This window comes from Burkholderia sp. AU28863 (assembly GCF_002223195.1).
In the GTDB taxonomy this organism is placed as follows: domain Bacteria; phylum Pseudomonadota; class Gammaproteobacteria; order Burkholderiales; family Burkholderiaceae; genus Burkholderia; species Burkholderia sola.
Genome location: NZ_NKFE01000005.1, coordinates 1,179,757 through 1,194,649, shown reverse-complemented (window position 1 = coordinate 1,194,649; position 14,893 = coordinate 1,179,757). Strand labels below are relative to the sequence as shown.

At 67.9% G+C, this 14,893-nt stretch carries 11 protein-coding genes; 6 read left to right on the top strand and 5 right to left on the bottom strand.

All coding sequences use genetic code 11. The features are described from left to right. Positions 1-142 precede the first annotated feature (142 nt). Complete coding sequence (locus CFB81_RS21855) at positions 143-1,258, bottom strand: alpha/beta fold hydrolase (RefSeq protein WP_256976293.1); 1,116 nt, start codon at positions 1,256-1,258, stop codon at positions 143-145. 471 nt (positions 1,259-1,729) lie between these two features. Here CFB81_RS21855 and CFB81_RS21850 point away from each other — a divergent pair, with 471 nt between their 5' ends. The 3 genes from CFB81_RS21850 (at position 1,730) to CFB81_RS21840 (ending at position 4,310) form a co-directional block, all read left to right on the top strand. After that, positions 1,730-2,395, top strand: a complete 666-nt coding sequence (locus tag CFB81_RS21850) for a cation diffusion facilitator family transporter (protein ID WP_089436478.1) — start codon at positions 1,730-1,732, stop codon at positions 2,393-2,395. Between the two features lie 176 nt (positions 2,396-2,571). Beyond that, entirely contained in the window at positions 2,572-2,967 is a 396-nt protein-coding gene (locus CFB81_RS21845; RefSeq protein ID WP_089436477.1) for a helix-turn-helix transcriptional regulator, read from the top strand. Between the two features lie 2 nt (positions 2,968-2,969). Then, positions 2,970-4,310: a type II toxin-antitoxin system HipA family toxin gene (locus CFB81_RS21840; protein WP_089436476.1), complete on the top strand. Its 1,341-nt coding sequence runs from the start codon at positions 2,970-2,972 to the stop codon at positions 4,308-4,310. Positions 4,311-4,355: 45 nt separating this feature from the next. Here CFB81_RS21840 and CFB81_RS21835 read toward each other — a convergent pair whose 3' ends face one another. Beyond that, positions 4,356-5,483, bottom strand: coding sequence for a 4-hydroxyphenylpyruvate dioxygenase family protein (locus CFB81_RS21835; protein WP_089436475.1), 1,128 nt, complete (start codon positions 5,481-5,483; stop codon positions 4,356-4,358). Between the two features lie 359 nt (positions 5,484-5,842). On the opposite strand from CFB81_RS21835, the gene shiA reads away from it, so the two are divergent. The 3 genes from shiA (at position 5,843) to CFB81_RS21815 (ending at position 9,822) form a co-directional block, all read left to right on the top strand. Then, positions 5,843-7,150 carry a shikimate transporter gene (gene shiA, locus CFB81_RS21825; protein ID WP_069616567.1) on the top strand — a complete coding sequence of 436 codons (1,308 nt, stop codon included), beginning with the start codon at positions 5,843-5,845 and terminating at the stop codon, positions 7,148-7,150. 216 nt (positions 7,151-7,366) lie between these two features. Continuing rightward, positions 7,367-8,668, top strand: a complete 1,302-nt coding sequence (locus CFB81_RS21820; protein WP_012340028.1) for a UDP-N-acetylglucosamine 1-carboxyvinyltransferase — start codon at positions 7,367-7,369, stop codon at positions 8,666-8,668. A 380-nt stretch (positions 8,669-9,048) separates the two neighbouring features. After that, positions 9,049-9,822 carry an IclR family transcriptional regulator C-terminal domain-containing protein gene (locus CFB81_RS21815; protein ID WP_089436474.1) on the top strand — a complete coding sequence of 258 codons (774 nt, stop codon included), beginning with the start codon at positions 9,049-9,051 and terminating at the stop codon, positions 9,820-9,822. Positions 9,823-9,840: 18 nt separating this feature from the next. Here CFB81_RS21815 and CFB81_RS21810 read toward each other — a convergent pair whose 3' ends face one another. The 3 genes from CFB81_RS21810 to CFB81_RS21800 form a co-directional block, all read right to left on the bottom strand. Further along, positions 9,841-12,141, bottom strand: coding sequence for an ATP-dependent DNA helicase (locus tag CFB81_RS21810; RefSeq protein WP_089436473.1), 2,301 nt, complete (start codon positions 12,139-12,141; stop codon positions 9,841-9,843). Then, a complete protein-coding gene (locus tag CFB81_RS21805; RefSeq protein WP_089436472.1) occupies positions 12,138-13,832 on the bottom strand; it encodes a VRR-NUC domain-containing protein in 1,695 nt (564 codons plus the stop codon). The genes CFB81_RS21810 and CFB81_RS21805 overlap by 4 nt, the downstream gene beginning before the upstream one ends. A 96-nt stretch (positions 13,833-13,928) precedes the next feature. Then, positions 13,929-14,807 (bottom strand): MipA/OmpV family protein, encoded by an 879-nt coding sequence (locus CFB81_RS21800; RefSeq protein WP_069616562.1) that lies wholly within the window; start codon positions 14,805-14,807, stop codon positions 13,929-13,931. Positions 14,808-14,893 lie beyond the last annotated feature (86 nt).

Sequence of the window (14,893 nt, the reverse complement as noted above, 5' to 3'; positions counted from 1 at the left end):
ACGTAAACCGTTAAATATCCAATTACACTGAGATAAGTTTTGACATTATTTCTATAATGTTGAGAGTTTGTGAGCGGAGGCCTGTCCGGCTTGGCTAGTTACGGCGGCGTGGCACGGTGCGGCAACAAAACGCTGGAATCCCCTATCGGGTCATGGGCCGCAGATTCATTGAGTGTCTCGGGGACGCCGCCGGATCGAGACGGCCGCTATGTGCGCGGCTGGCGACCCGGTGCGATGGCGTCACGCGCCACACGCCCCGCAGGGCAACATAGGCATGCGTGCGATGGCCGCTCAGGGCGCGACGCGTTACGGCCGTGGGCCTCAGCGGCCGGGGGCGGCTTCCGTGAAGAAATCGATCAACTGCCGCGTCAGGAAGGCCGGATTTTCGTCCGGCAGCCAATGACCCGTGTCCGGCGCAACCGCTCCGCGAACGTCCAGCGCCAGTTCTCTCGCCATGTCGAACTCCTTGGCGCCATTGCTCTTGTCGCCGGCAAGCGCGAGCACCGGCATCGGGAGCTTGTGCTTCATGAACGCCTTGAACTGCGCCTCGTCCTGCGAGAATGCGCGATAGAGTTCGAACCCCGCGCGTAGCGCGCCCGGCGCGGCATAAGCATCCGCATAGACGGCGATATCGTCGTCCGACAGCGACGTGGGTTCGCTTCTTGTAGAAATCGAGAATGTAGGCGTGCTCCCTGCCCGCGATCAGCATCTCGCCGATATCGCGCTGCTGATGCAATCCGAAATGCCAGATCTGCGGATCGGAACGCGCCTTCGCTTCGTCCCAGATGCGCGTCCCCGGCACCGGAACGTCGAGCATCGCCAGCTTCAGGATCTCGGCGGGCCATTGAGCAGCGTACGCGTAGGCGACCATCACGCCGATATCGCGGCCGACCAGGTTGATGCGCGTCGCGCCGAGGTGGCGAACGAGTGCGCGGATGTCGCCTGCCATCGATGCTTTGTCGTAGCCGCCGAGCGGCTTGTCGGATTCGACCGCGCCACGGTAATCGACCGCGACGACCCGATATCCCTCTTCCGCCAGCGCCGGCATCACGTGACGCCACGTGTACCAGGTTTGCGGCCAGCCATGCAGCAGGATCACCATTTCGCCGTCGTCGGGGCCACCGGTCACGTAGTGGAGGCGAACGTCGTTGACGAGCGCGTAGCGTCGGCTGAATCGTCGATCGAAACCGGCCGGCAGGCCGGGCGCGGGCACTCCACGCATCGTGTCGGGCGGAGAAAGGCGTTGGCTGCCGAGCATCGGGTTGCTCAAGCGAGTAGGCAATGCATGTCGTTGCCCGACGGCGCTCGATGGCACTCGATGGCACTCGATGGCACTCGATGGCACTCGATGGCACTCGATGGCACTCGATTGCGGCCGAGAAGGACCTTCGATACGCCGTTTGGACGAACACGCCGGGCTGTCGCGCAAGCAACTCACGGCCCCGCTCGCAGGCCGGCCGCGTCGCTCATCGCAGGTCGGCGCGCCATCGGACGGCCTGCGTCGATGGCGCCGCAGTCCCACGCGACGCCGCCGAATTCGCCACCACATGAACGTGCGCTGTAATTTTTTCAGCACGATCGAAAGCGTTGAGCGCTACGGGTTGTCGGTCAGCGGATCGCCCGCCGTGCGCCGAATCCTCGCCCGGCGCCCGCGTTTCGTCTGTCATTTGCGTGCCACCGTAGGCCGGTAGCGTTCGAAGTCGTCCCCGATTCCGACAAGCGATCCGCCATGCAGCGCCCATCGCGCGCCACGTCCCACGTTTACGCAGCCACGTCCCGAGCCCTCGCCGTCAGCCTCGCGATCAACCTGCTGCTGCTCGCCGTCGAGGCGGCGGCGGCATGGTTCGCGCATTCGTCGGGATTGCTCGCGGACGTCGCGCACGCGGCGATCGATCTCGCGGCCGATGCGCTGATCCTCGTCGCCTGCCGGTTCGACGCACGCCTGCCGCCGGAGCGTCGTCCGACTTACGAGCCGCTCGCGCTCGCGGGCCTCGGCGCATTACTGGCCGTAACCGGCGCGCAGATGATCTGGCATGCGCTGACCCGGTTCAATGCGCCGCTGATCGTGCAGCCGGGCGCGGCCGCGCTCGCGCTGGTTGTCGTCACGCTCGCCGGCAAGGCCGTGCTGTCGTACTGGATGCTGCGCAAGGCGCGCGAGACCGGCTCCGCACTGCTCGAGGCGAGCGGCTGGCACGTGCGGACCGATGCGCTGTCGTCGTTGCTCGCGGCGCTCGCGATGGGTGCGGCGCTGGTCGGCTTCGGCCGTCTCGACGACCTCGCCGCGCTGGTGATCGGCGCGTTGGTGATACGCACGGGCGCGGGGTTCGTCCGGCGCGGCTGTGGGCAGTGGCCGGCGTTGGCCGACTGGGCGAATCGCTCGACGCGCGGGTCGTGAACGCTGCGGATGTCGCCCAACGTCCGATTCGCGCCCTTCCCTGGACGATCGGTCTCCGCATAACAGGCTATCGTTTGTTTTTGTTGATACAGGCTATGATTTGTATTTCTTCAATACATGCCATAGACTGTATTTTCCGATTACAAACGATCGCCTGTCATCTCGCGGAGCGCCCGATGGCCTTTCCTGTCCAGACCCTGACCCAGTTGCGCCCGATACTCGTCGGCTTCCGGAAATCCGCGGGGCTCACTCAGGCGCAACTGGCCGCCCGCCTCGGCATCACCCAGCAATCCTATGCCCAGCTCGAAGCCAACCCGTCGGCCGTCAGCATCGAGCGGCTTTTCAAGGTGCTGAACGCGCTCGGCGTTCGGATGATGCTCAGCCTGGACGAACGGGATGCGCCGGCGGAAGCGGCCGATTCGGCTTCCGGCGCCGAGCCGACGGCGCGCCGCAAGCCGGTCGCGAGCAAGCGCGGCACCACGGCCGCCAAAACCCCGACCGGCGCCGCGCGGAAGCGCCCCGCAGCAACGACTCGAGCCAGCCCGCGCGTGTCGAAGCGGGAGGACTGGTGACGATGGCCGCACGCGCCCGCCATGATCGGCTCGACCTATGGATGAACGGCATTCCCGTCGGGTACTGGGAAATCCGCCGCGGCGTCGAACGTCTCGTCTACCTGCCGGACTGGCTCGACGATCCCCAGGGCCGGCCCCTGTCGTTGTCGCTCCCCTTCACGCCCGGCAACCAGCCGCATCAGGGCGCGATCGTGGCCGATTATTTCGACAACCTGCTGCCGGACAGCGAGCCGATCCGCCGCCGCATCGCGCAACGTTACCGGCTCGGGTCGACGGCGCCGTTCGAATTGCTCGCGTCGATCGGCCGCGACTGCGTCGGCGCGATCCAGATGCTGCCGCCGGGTGAGACGCCGGTCGATCTCGAGGCGATCGAAGGCGCGACGCTCGACGACGCAGCCGTCGCCGACGTGCTGCGCCACGCGACCGCCGCACCGCTGCCTGGCAGTCGGGAGCCGGACGCCGACCTGCGCCTGTCGATTGCCGGCGCGCAGGAAAAGACCGCGCTGCTGCGTCAGCGTGATCGCTGGCTGCGTCCGTCGGGCAGCACACCGACGACGCACATCTTCAAGCTCCCGCTCGGGCGTGTCGGCAACATGCAGGCCGACATGCGCACGTCCGTCGAAAACGAATGGCTGTGCTCGAAACTCGTCGCCGCGTACGGCCTGTCGGTGGCGCCGTGCGAGATCGGCCGGTTCGACGACCAGAAGGCGCTGATCGTCGAGCGTTTCGACCGGCGTCCGTCGCGCGACGGCTCGTGGATCCTGCGGCTGCCGCAGGAGGACATGTGCCAGGCGACCGGCACGCCATCGGGGGCGAAATACGAATTGGACGGCGGCCCCGGCATCGAGACGATCATGAGCATCCTCGCGAATTCGGCTGACGCTTCCCGCGACCGGATGAATTTTTTCGTCGCCCAGATCGTGTTCTGGGTGCTGGCGGCGATCGACGGCCACGCGAAGAACTTCAGCATCGCGCACCTGCCCGGCAATGCATATCGCAGCACGCCGCTGTACGACGTGCTGTCCGCGCATCCGATCATCGGTACAGGCCGCAACCAGATTCCGCCGCGCCGCGCACGTCTCGCGATAGCTGTCTGCGGGAAGAACCGGCACTACGTGATCGGCGAAATCCAGCCGCGCCACTGGATCGCGCAGGGCCGCCGCGTCGGCCTGACCGAAGACGACGTGCGCGCCGCGATGGCGGCCGTCGCCGCACGGACGGAGCCCGCGATTGCCGAAGCCGCAGCGCAGATCCCGGCGGATTTTCCGGCGGACGTGGCCGACGCGATCTTCGACGGCATGCGTCGGCACAGCCGCAAGCTCGCGGCGGCCGATCGGGCGTGATCGAAGGCATGCGCGGCGGCGTAACGGCCGCCGGCGCCTGATCGTTCAGCCGGCGTCGCGCGCGCGGGCGAGTGCCGCGAGGTTGCCCTCGCCGAACCCGTGGTGCCCCTTGCGCTGCACGATCTCGAAGAAGATCTCGCCGGGGCGGCGTTTGACGAAGGTCTGGAAGAACAGCTTCGGCACGCCGTCGCTGCCGATTTCGCCGTCGACCAGCACCGCGCGGCGGCGCAGCGCATCGAGATCGACGCCATGCGCGGGCAGCCGCGCATCGACGTCGTCGTAATAGCGTGCGGGCGGTTCGATGAACTCGACACCGTTCGCACGCAGCGCATCGACGCACGCCAGGATGTCGTCGGTGGCCAGCGCGACGTGCTGCACGCCCTCGCCCGGATGGTCGGGCAGGTATGCATGCATCAGCTCGGTGCGCCGCGTACCTTCCTCGTACACCGGAATCCGTACCGCGCCGCACGGCGACACCATCACGCGCGATTCCTCCGACACATGCCAGTGCGCGTCGATCTGGTGGATCTCGCGGAAATGCAGCAGGTCATGGTAGAAATCCAGCCACTCCTGCATGCGGCCCGCGCCGACGGTTTGCGTGAAATGGTCGACCTGCTGCAGGCCGACGCCCGCGCAATCGAGATCGGTATGCGCGGTCGCGATGTCGATCGGCCGGAAATCGATGTCGAAGATCGAGATGTCGCCGACGCCGCCGCGCTGGCCGTCCCGCCCGCGCCAGCGGTCAACGAAATACAGGTGCGAATCGCCGATGCCCTGGATCGCCGGAATCTTCAGTTCGCCGACGCCGACCTTTTCGCCCTCGAACGCCCAGGCACCGAGCTGGATCGCCCGCTCGAACGCGCGCCGGGCGTTCGCCACGCGCAGCCCGATCGCGCAGACGCCCATCCCGTATTCCTCCGCATAGCGCGCGGCGAACGAATCGGGCTCGGCGTTGATCAGGAAATGCATCTGCCCCTGCCGGTACAGCGTGACGTTCTTGCTGACGTGCCGCGCGATCGCCTTGAACCCGAGCTGCTCGAAGCGCCGCGCAAGCGCGTCCGGCACGGGCGCCGCGAATTCGACGAATTCGAGGCCGGCCATCCCGAGCGGATTGTCGGCCGGATCGGCGACGGGCGGCGTATCGCTGGACAAGGGGTGGGAATTGCCGGGCATTCCAGTCTCCGGGGGCATGCGGTCGATGGGGGAATGGTGCCTGTCGCGTGCGGCATGCGCGGCCGATGTAGCGGCCCCGCTTCCGCCCCGGACGGGCGAGTTGTCGATGCTGCAGATTTTAACCAGATCGTTCACGGCGGCACACCCCGGCCGAACGGGATATCGGTGTGCCGCCTAGTGCAAACCCGAAAATCGTTCGATAATCGCACGGAATTGAACGATCATCGCGCACATTGTCCGATTGGCCAATTGCCGCCGTGCGGCGCGAGCCCTATTCTCCATTCACCCATCGACTTCAATGCAGCATCGGACGCGGCGCCGCCACGATTCCACGATGCGCCGTGCCAGGAGACATCGCCATGACCCCCACCTTCGACACCCTCGACGCCGCCGCCGGCGCCCGTGCGCGCAGCCAGGCCCGCAAGGCCGCGATCGGCAGCTTCGTCGGCGCCGTTGTCGACTGGTACGACTTCCTGCTGTACGGGATCGTCGCCGCGCTGGTATTCAATTCCGAGTTTTTCCCGAAGGTCAGCCCGACGATGGGCACGCTCGCGGCGTTCGCCACCTTCGGCGTCGGTTTTCTGTTCCGGCCGCTCGGCGGCATCGTGTTCGGCCACTACGGCGACCGGCTCGGCCGCAAGCGGATGCTCGTGCTGACCGTGATGCTGATGGGGCTGTCGACGGTCGCGATCGGCCTGCTGCCGACGTTTTCGACGATCGGCTGGTGGGCGCCCGTGCTGCTGGTGCTGATGCGCGCGATCCAGGGTTTCGCGGTCGGCGGCGAATGGGGCGGCGCGGCGCTGATGGCCGTCGAGAGCGCGCCGAAGCAGAAGAAGGCGTTTTACAGCAGCGGCGTACAGGTCGGCTACGGCGTCGGGCTCGTGCTGGCCACCGGCATCGTCTCGATCCTGAGCCATACGCTCGGCGAGGCCGCGTTCAAGTCGTGGGGCTGGCGCCTGCCGTTCGTGTTCAGCATCGTGCTGGTGCTGATCGGGCTCTGGGTGCGCAAGAACATGGACGAATCGCAGGAGTTCGTCGAGAAGGTCGAGCACGGCAACCGCAAGCTGCGCCTGCCGGTGCTGGAAGCGCTGACGCGCCACCCGAAGGCGTTCCTGCTGATCGTCGCGCTGCGGCTCGCCGAACTGTTCACGATGTACATCGTCACCGCGTTCGCGCTCAGCTATTCGACGACGAACCTCGGCATGTCGCGCGACCTGTTCCTGAACATCGGCCTGCTGGTCGGCGCGGTGAGCTGCGTGACGATCCCCTGCTTCGCGTGGCTGGCCGACCGCTACGGCCTGCGCCGCATTTATCTGGTCGGCGCGCTGATCGGCCTCGCGTCCGCGGTGCCGTTCTTCGTCGCGCTGGAGTCGCGCTCGATCGCGTGGATCGTGATCTTCTCGATCCTGCTGGCGAACGCCGCGCACGACATGGTCGTGAGCGTCCAGCAGCCGCTGTTCACCGAGCTGTTCGGCGCCGAATACCGCTACAGCGGCGCGGGCGTCGGCTACCAGTTCGCGAGCGTCGTCGGTGGCGGTTTCACGCCGTTCATCGCGGTCGGGCTCGTCAGCGTGGCCGGCGGTTCATGGCATCTCGTCGCCGGCTATCTGGCAGTCGGCTGCCTGATCTCGCTGGTGGTCGCCGCGCGGATGCGGGCGGCGCAATGACGCAACGAGCGCGTGGCGGGCCCGATACGCGGGCGGCCACGCGATCGGCCATTTCGCCATGCCGGCCGGTATTCGGCCAGCTACATCGCGGACGCGACGTCAAACACTGTCAGTTACGCGCTCCGATTCCCCTTTTTCCCCTCCGAACATTCCACGCCGCGTGCCGACCAATGGCATCATATGGGCCTACGTCAGTCACCGATACGCCCCCATATCATGTCGAATCTCATCGTCCACGGCGGCACTCCGCTGCGCGGGGACATCAAGCCGTCCGCGAACAAGAACGCCGTCCTGCCGATTCTGTGCGCCACCCTGTTGACCGATCAGCCGCTGCGCCTCGTCGGCGTGCCGGACATCACCGACGTGCGCAAGATTCTCGATATCTTCCGCACGCTCGGCAGCGACGTGTCGGTCGATTTCACGACGGGTCTGCTCGAGCTTCACCATCGCAACACGAAGTTCGATCCGGCCGTTCATCGGCTGCCCGAGGCGATGCGTTCGTCGATCATGCTGATTCCGCCGCTGCTCGCGCGCTTCGGCGTCGCGCGCCTCGAGAACGACGTGAAAGGCTGCACGCTCGGCGTGCGCGAGATCGATCCGCACGTCGAGGTGTTCGAACGTTTCGGCGCGCACATCGAACGCACGCCTGATTCACTGATCGTCCGTACCGACGGCCCGCTGACGGCCAACGATCACTGGCTCGACTACGCGTCGGTAACGACGACCGAGAACTTCGCGCTGTGCGCGACGGCCGCGAACGGCACGTCGACGCTGATGAACGCGGCATCCGAGCCGCACGTGCAGGAGTTCTGCCAGTTCCTCGCGATGATCGGCGTCGCGATCGAGGGCATCGGCACGTCGCGGCTTTGCGTGACGGGCGGCGGCAAGCTCGGCGGCGGCGAGTTCCGCTTCGCCGAGGATTTCCATGAAATCGCGACGTTCCTCGCGCTCGGCGCGATCACCGGCGGCGACATCACGGTGCGCAACTCGTCGCCCGAGCATTTCCCGCTGATCGACCGCACGTTCGCGAAGTTCGGCGTCACCGTCACGCACCGCGACGGCTGGTCGCGCGCGGAACGCGACGGCCCGCTGCGCGTGCGCCGGCCGTTCACGCAGAACATCCTGACCAAGGTCGAGGCTGCGCCGTGGCCGTACCTGCCGGTCGACCTGCTGCCGATCTTCATCGCGCTCGGCGTGCGCGCGGAAGGCAGCGCGATGTTCTGGAACAAGGTCTACGACGGCGCGCTCGGCTGGTCCGGCGAACTGTCGAAGTTCGGCGCGCACGTGCTGTTGTCCGATCCGCACCGGCTGATCACGTTCGGCGGACTGCAACTGACGCCGGCGCGCGTCGAGAGCCCGTACATCATTCGCGTCGCGATCGCGCTGCTGATGGTGGCCGCGAGCATCGAAGGCCGTTCGGAAATCATGAACGCGTTGCCGATTCGCCGCGCGCATCCGCATTTCGTCGAGAACCTGCGTTCGGTCGGCGCGAACGTCGAGTGGACGAGCAGCGAATAAGGTCATGACGGATGCGGCGCGCGTAATGGTCGCGTCGCATCCAGTTCCTTCGCTTTTCATGCCGTATCGGTCATTTCATGCGCGGCCGCGCAGCGTTCTGCCATCGGCCGCCATCTGTCCGGCGTCCGCACACTGCGTGCTGCTTCACGCCTCTTCCCGTAGTCGGCGCCAGTCCGACGACGCGTCATCGGGACGTTTACTCATGCGCCCCGCCGGCTTTTTCTCGCTCGCGGAAAGCGAGATTCAGACCCGTCCAATTGCCGAAACGTGAGTCCGGCCACAGACTGCCTTCCCGACCCGGCGGATACCGCCAAAAACCGCGCACCTGCGCGATAATCGCCCACTCCTGCGCGAATACCGCGCGCCACCGCCCATCCGTGATGACGAAAAAGCCGGAACTCGACCGACGCGACTGGATTGCCGGCCTCGAAAAAGGCCTGATGATCCTGGAGGCATTCGACAGCCAGCACGCGCGCATGACGCCCACGCAGGCCGCCGCACGCACCGGCCTCACGCGCACGGCCGCGCGGCGCTACCTGCTGACGCTCGAGTCGCTCGGCTACGTGTACACCGACGGCAAGCTGTACGGCCTCACGCCGCGCGTGCTGCGGGTCGGCTGGTCGTACTTCGATTCGGCGCGGCTGCCGCGTACGGTCCAGCCTTATCTGCAGCAACTGAGCGCGTCGCTGAACGAATCGGCGTACGTCAGCGTGCTCGACGGCTGGGAGCTCGTGTTCATCGCCCGCAACGGCGTGTCGCGCGTGATGACGACGGGCTTCGTGCTCGGCGCGCGCGTGCCAGCGCCGCTGACGTCGCCCGGGGTCGTGCTGCTCGCCCATCATCCCGATCGCGAAGCCGTGCGCGCGTGGCTCGACGAGACCGAGCTGCCGCCGTTCACGCCGCACACGATCACCAACAAGGCGCGGCTGCTCGAACAGGTCGACCGCGCGCGCGACGCCGGCTACGCGGCGATCGAGCAGCAACTGCAGGTCGGCGTACGCGGAATCGCGGTGCCGCTGAAGAATCGTCACGGCGAAGTCGTCGCCGCGCTGAGCACGAACATGCCGATCGGCGCGGAGACGACCGATGCGGCCGTGCGACGCGTGCTGCCGCATCTGCAGGAAGCCGCGCTCGCGATGCTCAACGTGTTGTAGCGGCCGGCGCCGCCGCCGTCACCCGATCCGCCACCACCGCGGCAGCAGGCTGCGCACTTCGCGCCGTCGGTAACGGTCGTCGATCAGATGCACGACGCCTTCGTCGTGCTCGGTGCGGATCACGCGCCCGGCCGCCTGCACGACCTTCTGCAGCCCCGGATACAGGTACATGTAGTCGTAACCGTTGCCGAAGCGCGCGTCCATCGCGCGCCGCATCTGCTCGTTGATGTCGTTGACCTGCGGCAGCCCGAGCGTCGCGATGAACGCGCCGATCAGCCGCTCGCCGACCAGGTCGACGCCTTCCGAGAACGCCCCGCCCAGCACCGCGAAGCCGACGCCGCGTCCGCCCGCGTCGAAGCGCGCGAGAAACGCGTCGCGCTCGCTTTCGGCCATGCCGGGCGCCTGAGCCCACACGGGGACGTCCGGATGGCGCGTCTGCATCAGCGCGACCACGCGCCCGAGGTAGTCGAAGCTGCTCAGGAAGCCGAGATAGTTGCCGGGTCGCGCTGCGTATTGCGCGGCGATCAGGTCGGCGATCGGTTCGAGCGAGCGGTCGCGGTCGCGCCAGCGCGTCGACACGTGGCTCGCGACGCGCACCGTCAGTTGCTCGGCGCGGAACGGCCCGTCGACGTCGAGCCAGCCCGTATCGCCGGGCAGCCCCAGCGTATCGCGATAGAAATGGAACGGGCTGAGCGTGCCCGAGAACAGCACGGTCGCGCGCGCAGCTTCGTAGCGCGGCGCGAGGAAACCGGCCGGGATCACGTTGCGCACGCACAGCGTCGACTGGACGCGGCGCCGGCGGCCAGCCGTCGCGACGCCGTCGAGTGCGGGCTGCCGCGGCATCGGTTCGCCATGCAGCGTCGCGTCGAAGATCGACGCGCTGTCGAATGCTTCGGCCAGCACGCCGAACTGGATCGCCTCGAAATGGAAACGCAGCAGCGCGTCGCCGTTCGCGCGCGGCGCGTCGGTCAGGTGCTCGCCGATCGCCGCGACGAGGTTTTGCACGGCCGACACGATCGGGCCGGGCACCTCCGGATAAGCCGCATAGCGCTCGGCCTGCGCGCGATTGAGCGTGCCCCACGCGCGGCCGAGCCGGTCGAATGCCTTGCGCAACGCCGCCGGCGCGGCTTCGCGCGCGGCCGCGAACGCGAACGGGTCGAGCGACGCGCTGTACATCTTGCGGGCGCGGTCGAGCAGGTTGTGCGCTTCGTCGACGAGCACGCCGACGCGCCACTGGTTCTGCTGCGCGAGCGTATGCAGCATCGCGCTGCCGTCGTAATAGTAGTTGTAGTCGCCGATCGCCATGTCCGACCAGCGCGCGAGCTCCTGCGCCAGATAGTACGGACAGACGTCGTGCGCGAGCGCGGCGGCGCGCACGGTATCGCGATCGAGCAGCCCGGCCTCGATCGCCGCATCGCGCGCGGCCGGCAGCCGGTCGTAGAAGCCTTTCGCGAGCGGGCACGATTCGCCGTGGCACGCGAGGTCCGGATGTTCGCACGCCTTGTCGCGCGCGACGAGTTCCAGCACGCGCAGCGGCAGCGCGGGCGTGCCGGCGCCGAGCGTCGCCGCCGCTTCGAGCGCGAGCGCGCGGCCGGGGGTTTTCGCGGTCAGGAAGAATACATGGTCGAGCTCGCCCTCGCCGCATGCCTTCAGCAGCGGGAACACGGTGCCCAGCGTCTTGCCGATGCCGGTCGGCGCCTGCGCCATCAGGCAGTGTTCGTCGCGCGCCGCGCGATAGACGGCCACCGCCAGCTCGCGCTGGCCGCTGCGGAACTGCCCGTGCGGGAACGCGAGCGCGCGCAGCGCCGCATCGCGCGCGGCGCGATGGGCCGTCTCGCGTTCGGCCCAGCCGACGAAGCACGCGCACTGCTCGGCAAAGAACGTCGCGAGCGTGGCGGCATCCAGCGTTTCCGTCAGCACCGTCTCGCGCTCGGACACGATGTCGAAATACACGAGCGCGACGTCGATTTCCTTGAGGTCGCGTGCGTCGCACATCAGGTGCGCATAGACCTTCGCCTGCGCCCAGTGCAGCGCGCGATGATTGGCCGGCATCGCGTCGAGGCTGCCGCGATAGGTCTTGATTTCCTCGAGCCGGTTCGCCACGGGATCGTAGCCGTCGGCGCGGCCGCGCACGGTAAGCGTGCCCCACGTGCCCGTCAGCGCGATCTCGGTTTCGTAGCGCGCGCCGCGCTTCGACGTGACCGCGCCGTGGCCGGCGATGCCTTCGAGCGCGGTCGGCGCGGGCGTGAAGCGCAGGTCGAGATCGCCGCGCCGCGCGGTGAACTCGCACATCGCCCGTACCGCGACGACGTAGCTCATGCGGACAACCCCGCCGCCTCGGCATGCGCGACGCCGTCGCCGGCCCACTCGACGTCGACGACGCGCACGGGCATCCGGTGGGCGAGGCAGTAGGCGAGCCAGCGCGTCTGGTTGTCCTGCAGCCGGTCGCCAGGGCCCTTCACCTCGATCAGCTCGTAGCGGCGCTCGTCGGGCCAGAAGCGGACGAGATCCGGCAAGCCGGACCGGTTGCTGCGGATATCCGCGAGCAGGCGCGTGAACCACAGCCGCAGGTGCTCGGGCGGCAGGCAGGCGAGCGCTTCGTCGAGCAGCGCGTCGGTCAGCACGCCCCAGAACACGAACGGCGACTGCAGCCCGGCCTTCGTCGCGAAATGCCGGCGGATCGTGTCGCGGTACGCGCCCGAATCGAGCTGCGCGAAGCAGGCGTCGAAGGCCGCCGCGCGCCGCATGGCGAAATCGGGTGCGTGCAAGTCGGCCGGGCCGCGCTGGAACGGGTGAAAGAATGCGCCGGGCACGGCCGCGAACACGGGTTCCCAGCACAACAGCCCGAACAGCGAATTGATCAGCGTGTTTTCGACGTAGTGGACCGGCGCAGCCGGCTGAGCGAGATGGTCGCGCACCGCGAATTCGACGCTGACGGACGCGTCGGGACGCGCGAGCACGAGCGTCTCGCGCGGCACGTTCGCGGCAGCGGCCGCGCGCTCGACGTGCTGGCCGGCGCGGCGCTGCAGGCGCGGCAGCATGCGTTCGACGCGCTGACGCTCCTCGTCGCTTTCGAAGCCGCCGCGGGCGTCGAGCGCCAGCGCGAGCGCGTCGTCGTCGCGCCCGCAGCGTTCGAGCACGCGGATGCGCCGGTGACGGCTGCCGGGCCATGCGCTGCGCGCGTACGCGTCGAGTGCGGCAGACCAGTCGGCGCGGCGTTCGCACGCCTGGCCGAGCGCGAACAGCAGCTTCGCGCGGCGCGTCGCGAGCCACGGTTGCGCGCAGTCCACCGCATCCAGCGCGCGAATCAGGTCGTCGAACGGCAGATCGTCGGGCCATGCATCGAGTGCGTCGCGGCACATCTGCAGCGCGAGATACGCGTCGACGTCGCCGCGCTGCTGGAACGCGCGCGACGACGGCGCGATCGGCACGCTTTCGTACTGGAACACGCCGAGATCGGCGAGCACGAATTCGCTCCAGTCCTGATGCAGATTGCCGAAGAACATCAGCCGCAGCCGGTCGCACAGCGCGCCGACCGTCACGCGCAACACCCGATCATCGGGCTGCGCGCACCACGCGTCGAGCGGTTGCGCGACGTCGTGCGCGGGCCGCAGCCGGTCGAGCCAGTCGGCCTTGCGCTCGCCCGCATGCGCGGCGAGCGCCGGAAAGATGCGCAGCAGATCGGCCTTGGTGGACAGCGCGAACAACTCGTCGAGCGTGAGCGCCGGCGCGGGATCGACCCAGCCGAGCGCGACGAGCGGCGCGACGGCGTCGAGCGTGCAGCCGATCTCGTCGTACACGAGCTTGCTCGCACGGAAATCGGACCCGTTGCGCATCAGCATCCGTACCAGTAGCGCGCGCGACGCCTGCGGCAGCGTCGCGAACTGCCGGACGAACGCGTGCTCGTGCGCGTCGAACAGGTCGTCGTAACGCTCGCCGAGCCAGGCCAGCGCACGTTCGAAATTGGTCAGGTAGTAAAACGCCGGAGGCGTCGGCGAGGCAGGCGTCACGGGGATCGATCACTGTACGTTTGTACAGGTCGCAATCATATCAAATATGACGGGCAATGCCGCACGCGGCGTCGCCCTTCCACCGCCCGGCCCCGGTCAGAACTGGTAATTCACCGACATGTCGAACACGCCGTTGGTCGACTGCTGCGTGATCGGGCTGCGCGCCGCGCGGCCGACGAGCTGCTCGAGCGCGCCGTCCACCGTGACGAACCAGTGCTTGTTCACGAACCACACCATCGTCATGCCCACGCCGGCCGACTTGATCCCGGCCCCCGACGAATAGGCCGGTAGCCCCGAGCGCGCGGCCGCGCCCGGGTTCACGCCGAACCAGCTGTTCATGTAGCGGGAGTCGGCGAACGTCACGGTCGGCCCGGCGAACCAGAAGAAGTGCTCGTTGCTGCCGGGCATCGGCATGTACGCGGAGAAATCGCCGGTCCAGCCGTTCGACCCGCCGATGCTGCGCCGGACGTCCGCGCGCAGCACGAGCGGGAAATCCTTCGAGACCACGTAGTCGGCCGCGAGCTTCATCACGGGCGCGGCGTTGATGTTGTCGAGACCGTTCAGATGACCGAGATCGTCGGCCGACCGGCGCCCGAGGTCATAGCCGACCGACAAGCTCACGCGCCAGTTCGGCCCGCGCAGCACGTTCGCGCCGAGGCCCTCGCCCGTCGACAGGAAGAACAGGTCGCGATAGCGGATGTCGAAGTTTGGGCCGCCCATCACGCGATAGCGGTCGGAGCCCGCGTAGCGTGGCTGCAGCGTCATCGCGGCGCCGACGCTCACCTGCCACGTGGGAATGTTCGGATCGAAGAGTTTCTGGAGCGGTACGCCCGCCGTGTATTGCCATTCGCCGAGCGGCGAAGGCGTCTGGGCCGACGCGTCACGGGCGCCGGCGGCGAGCGCCGCGAGTGCCGACAGGCCGGATACGAACCGGCGTACGCCGGGGGACAGCAACAGGCGAGCAACAGTGGTCAAGGCGGTCTCCGTCGGTTGCACGAAACGAACCTGAAGGAAAGCGCGTCGCGCTTCATCGGCTGCAACGGCAGGCAGCCTGCGGCGCG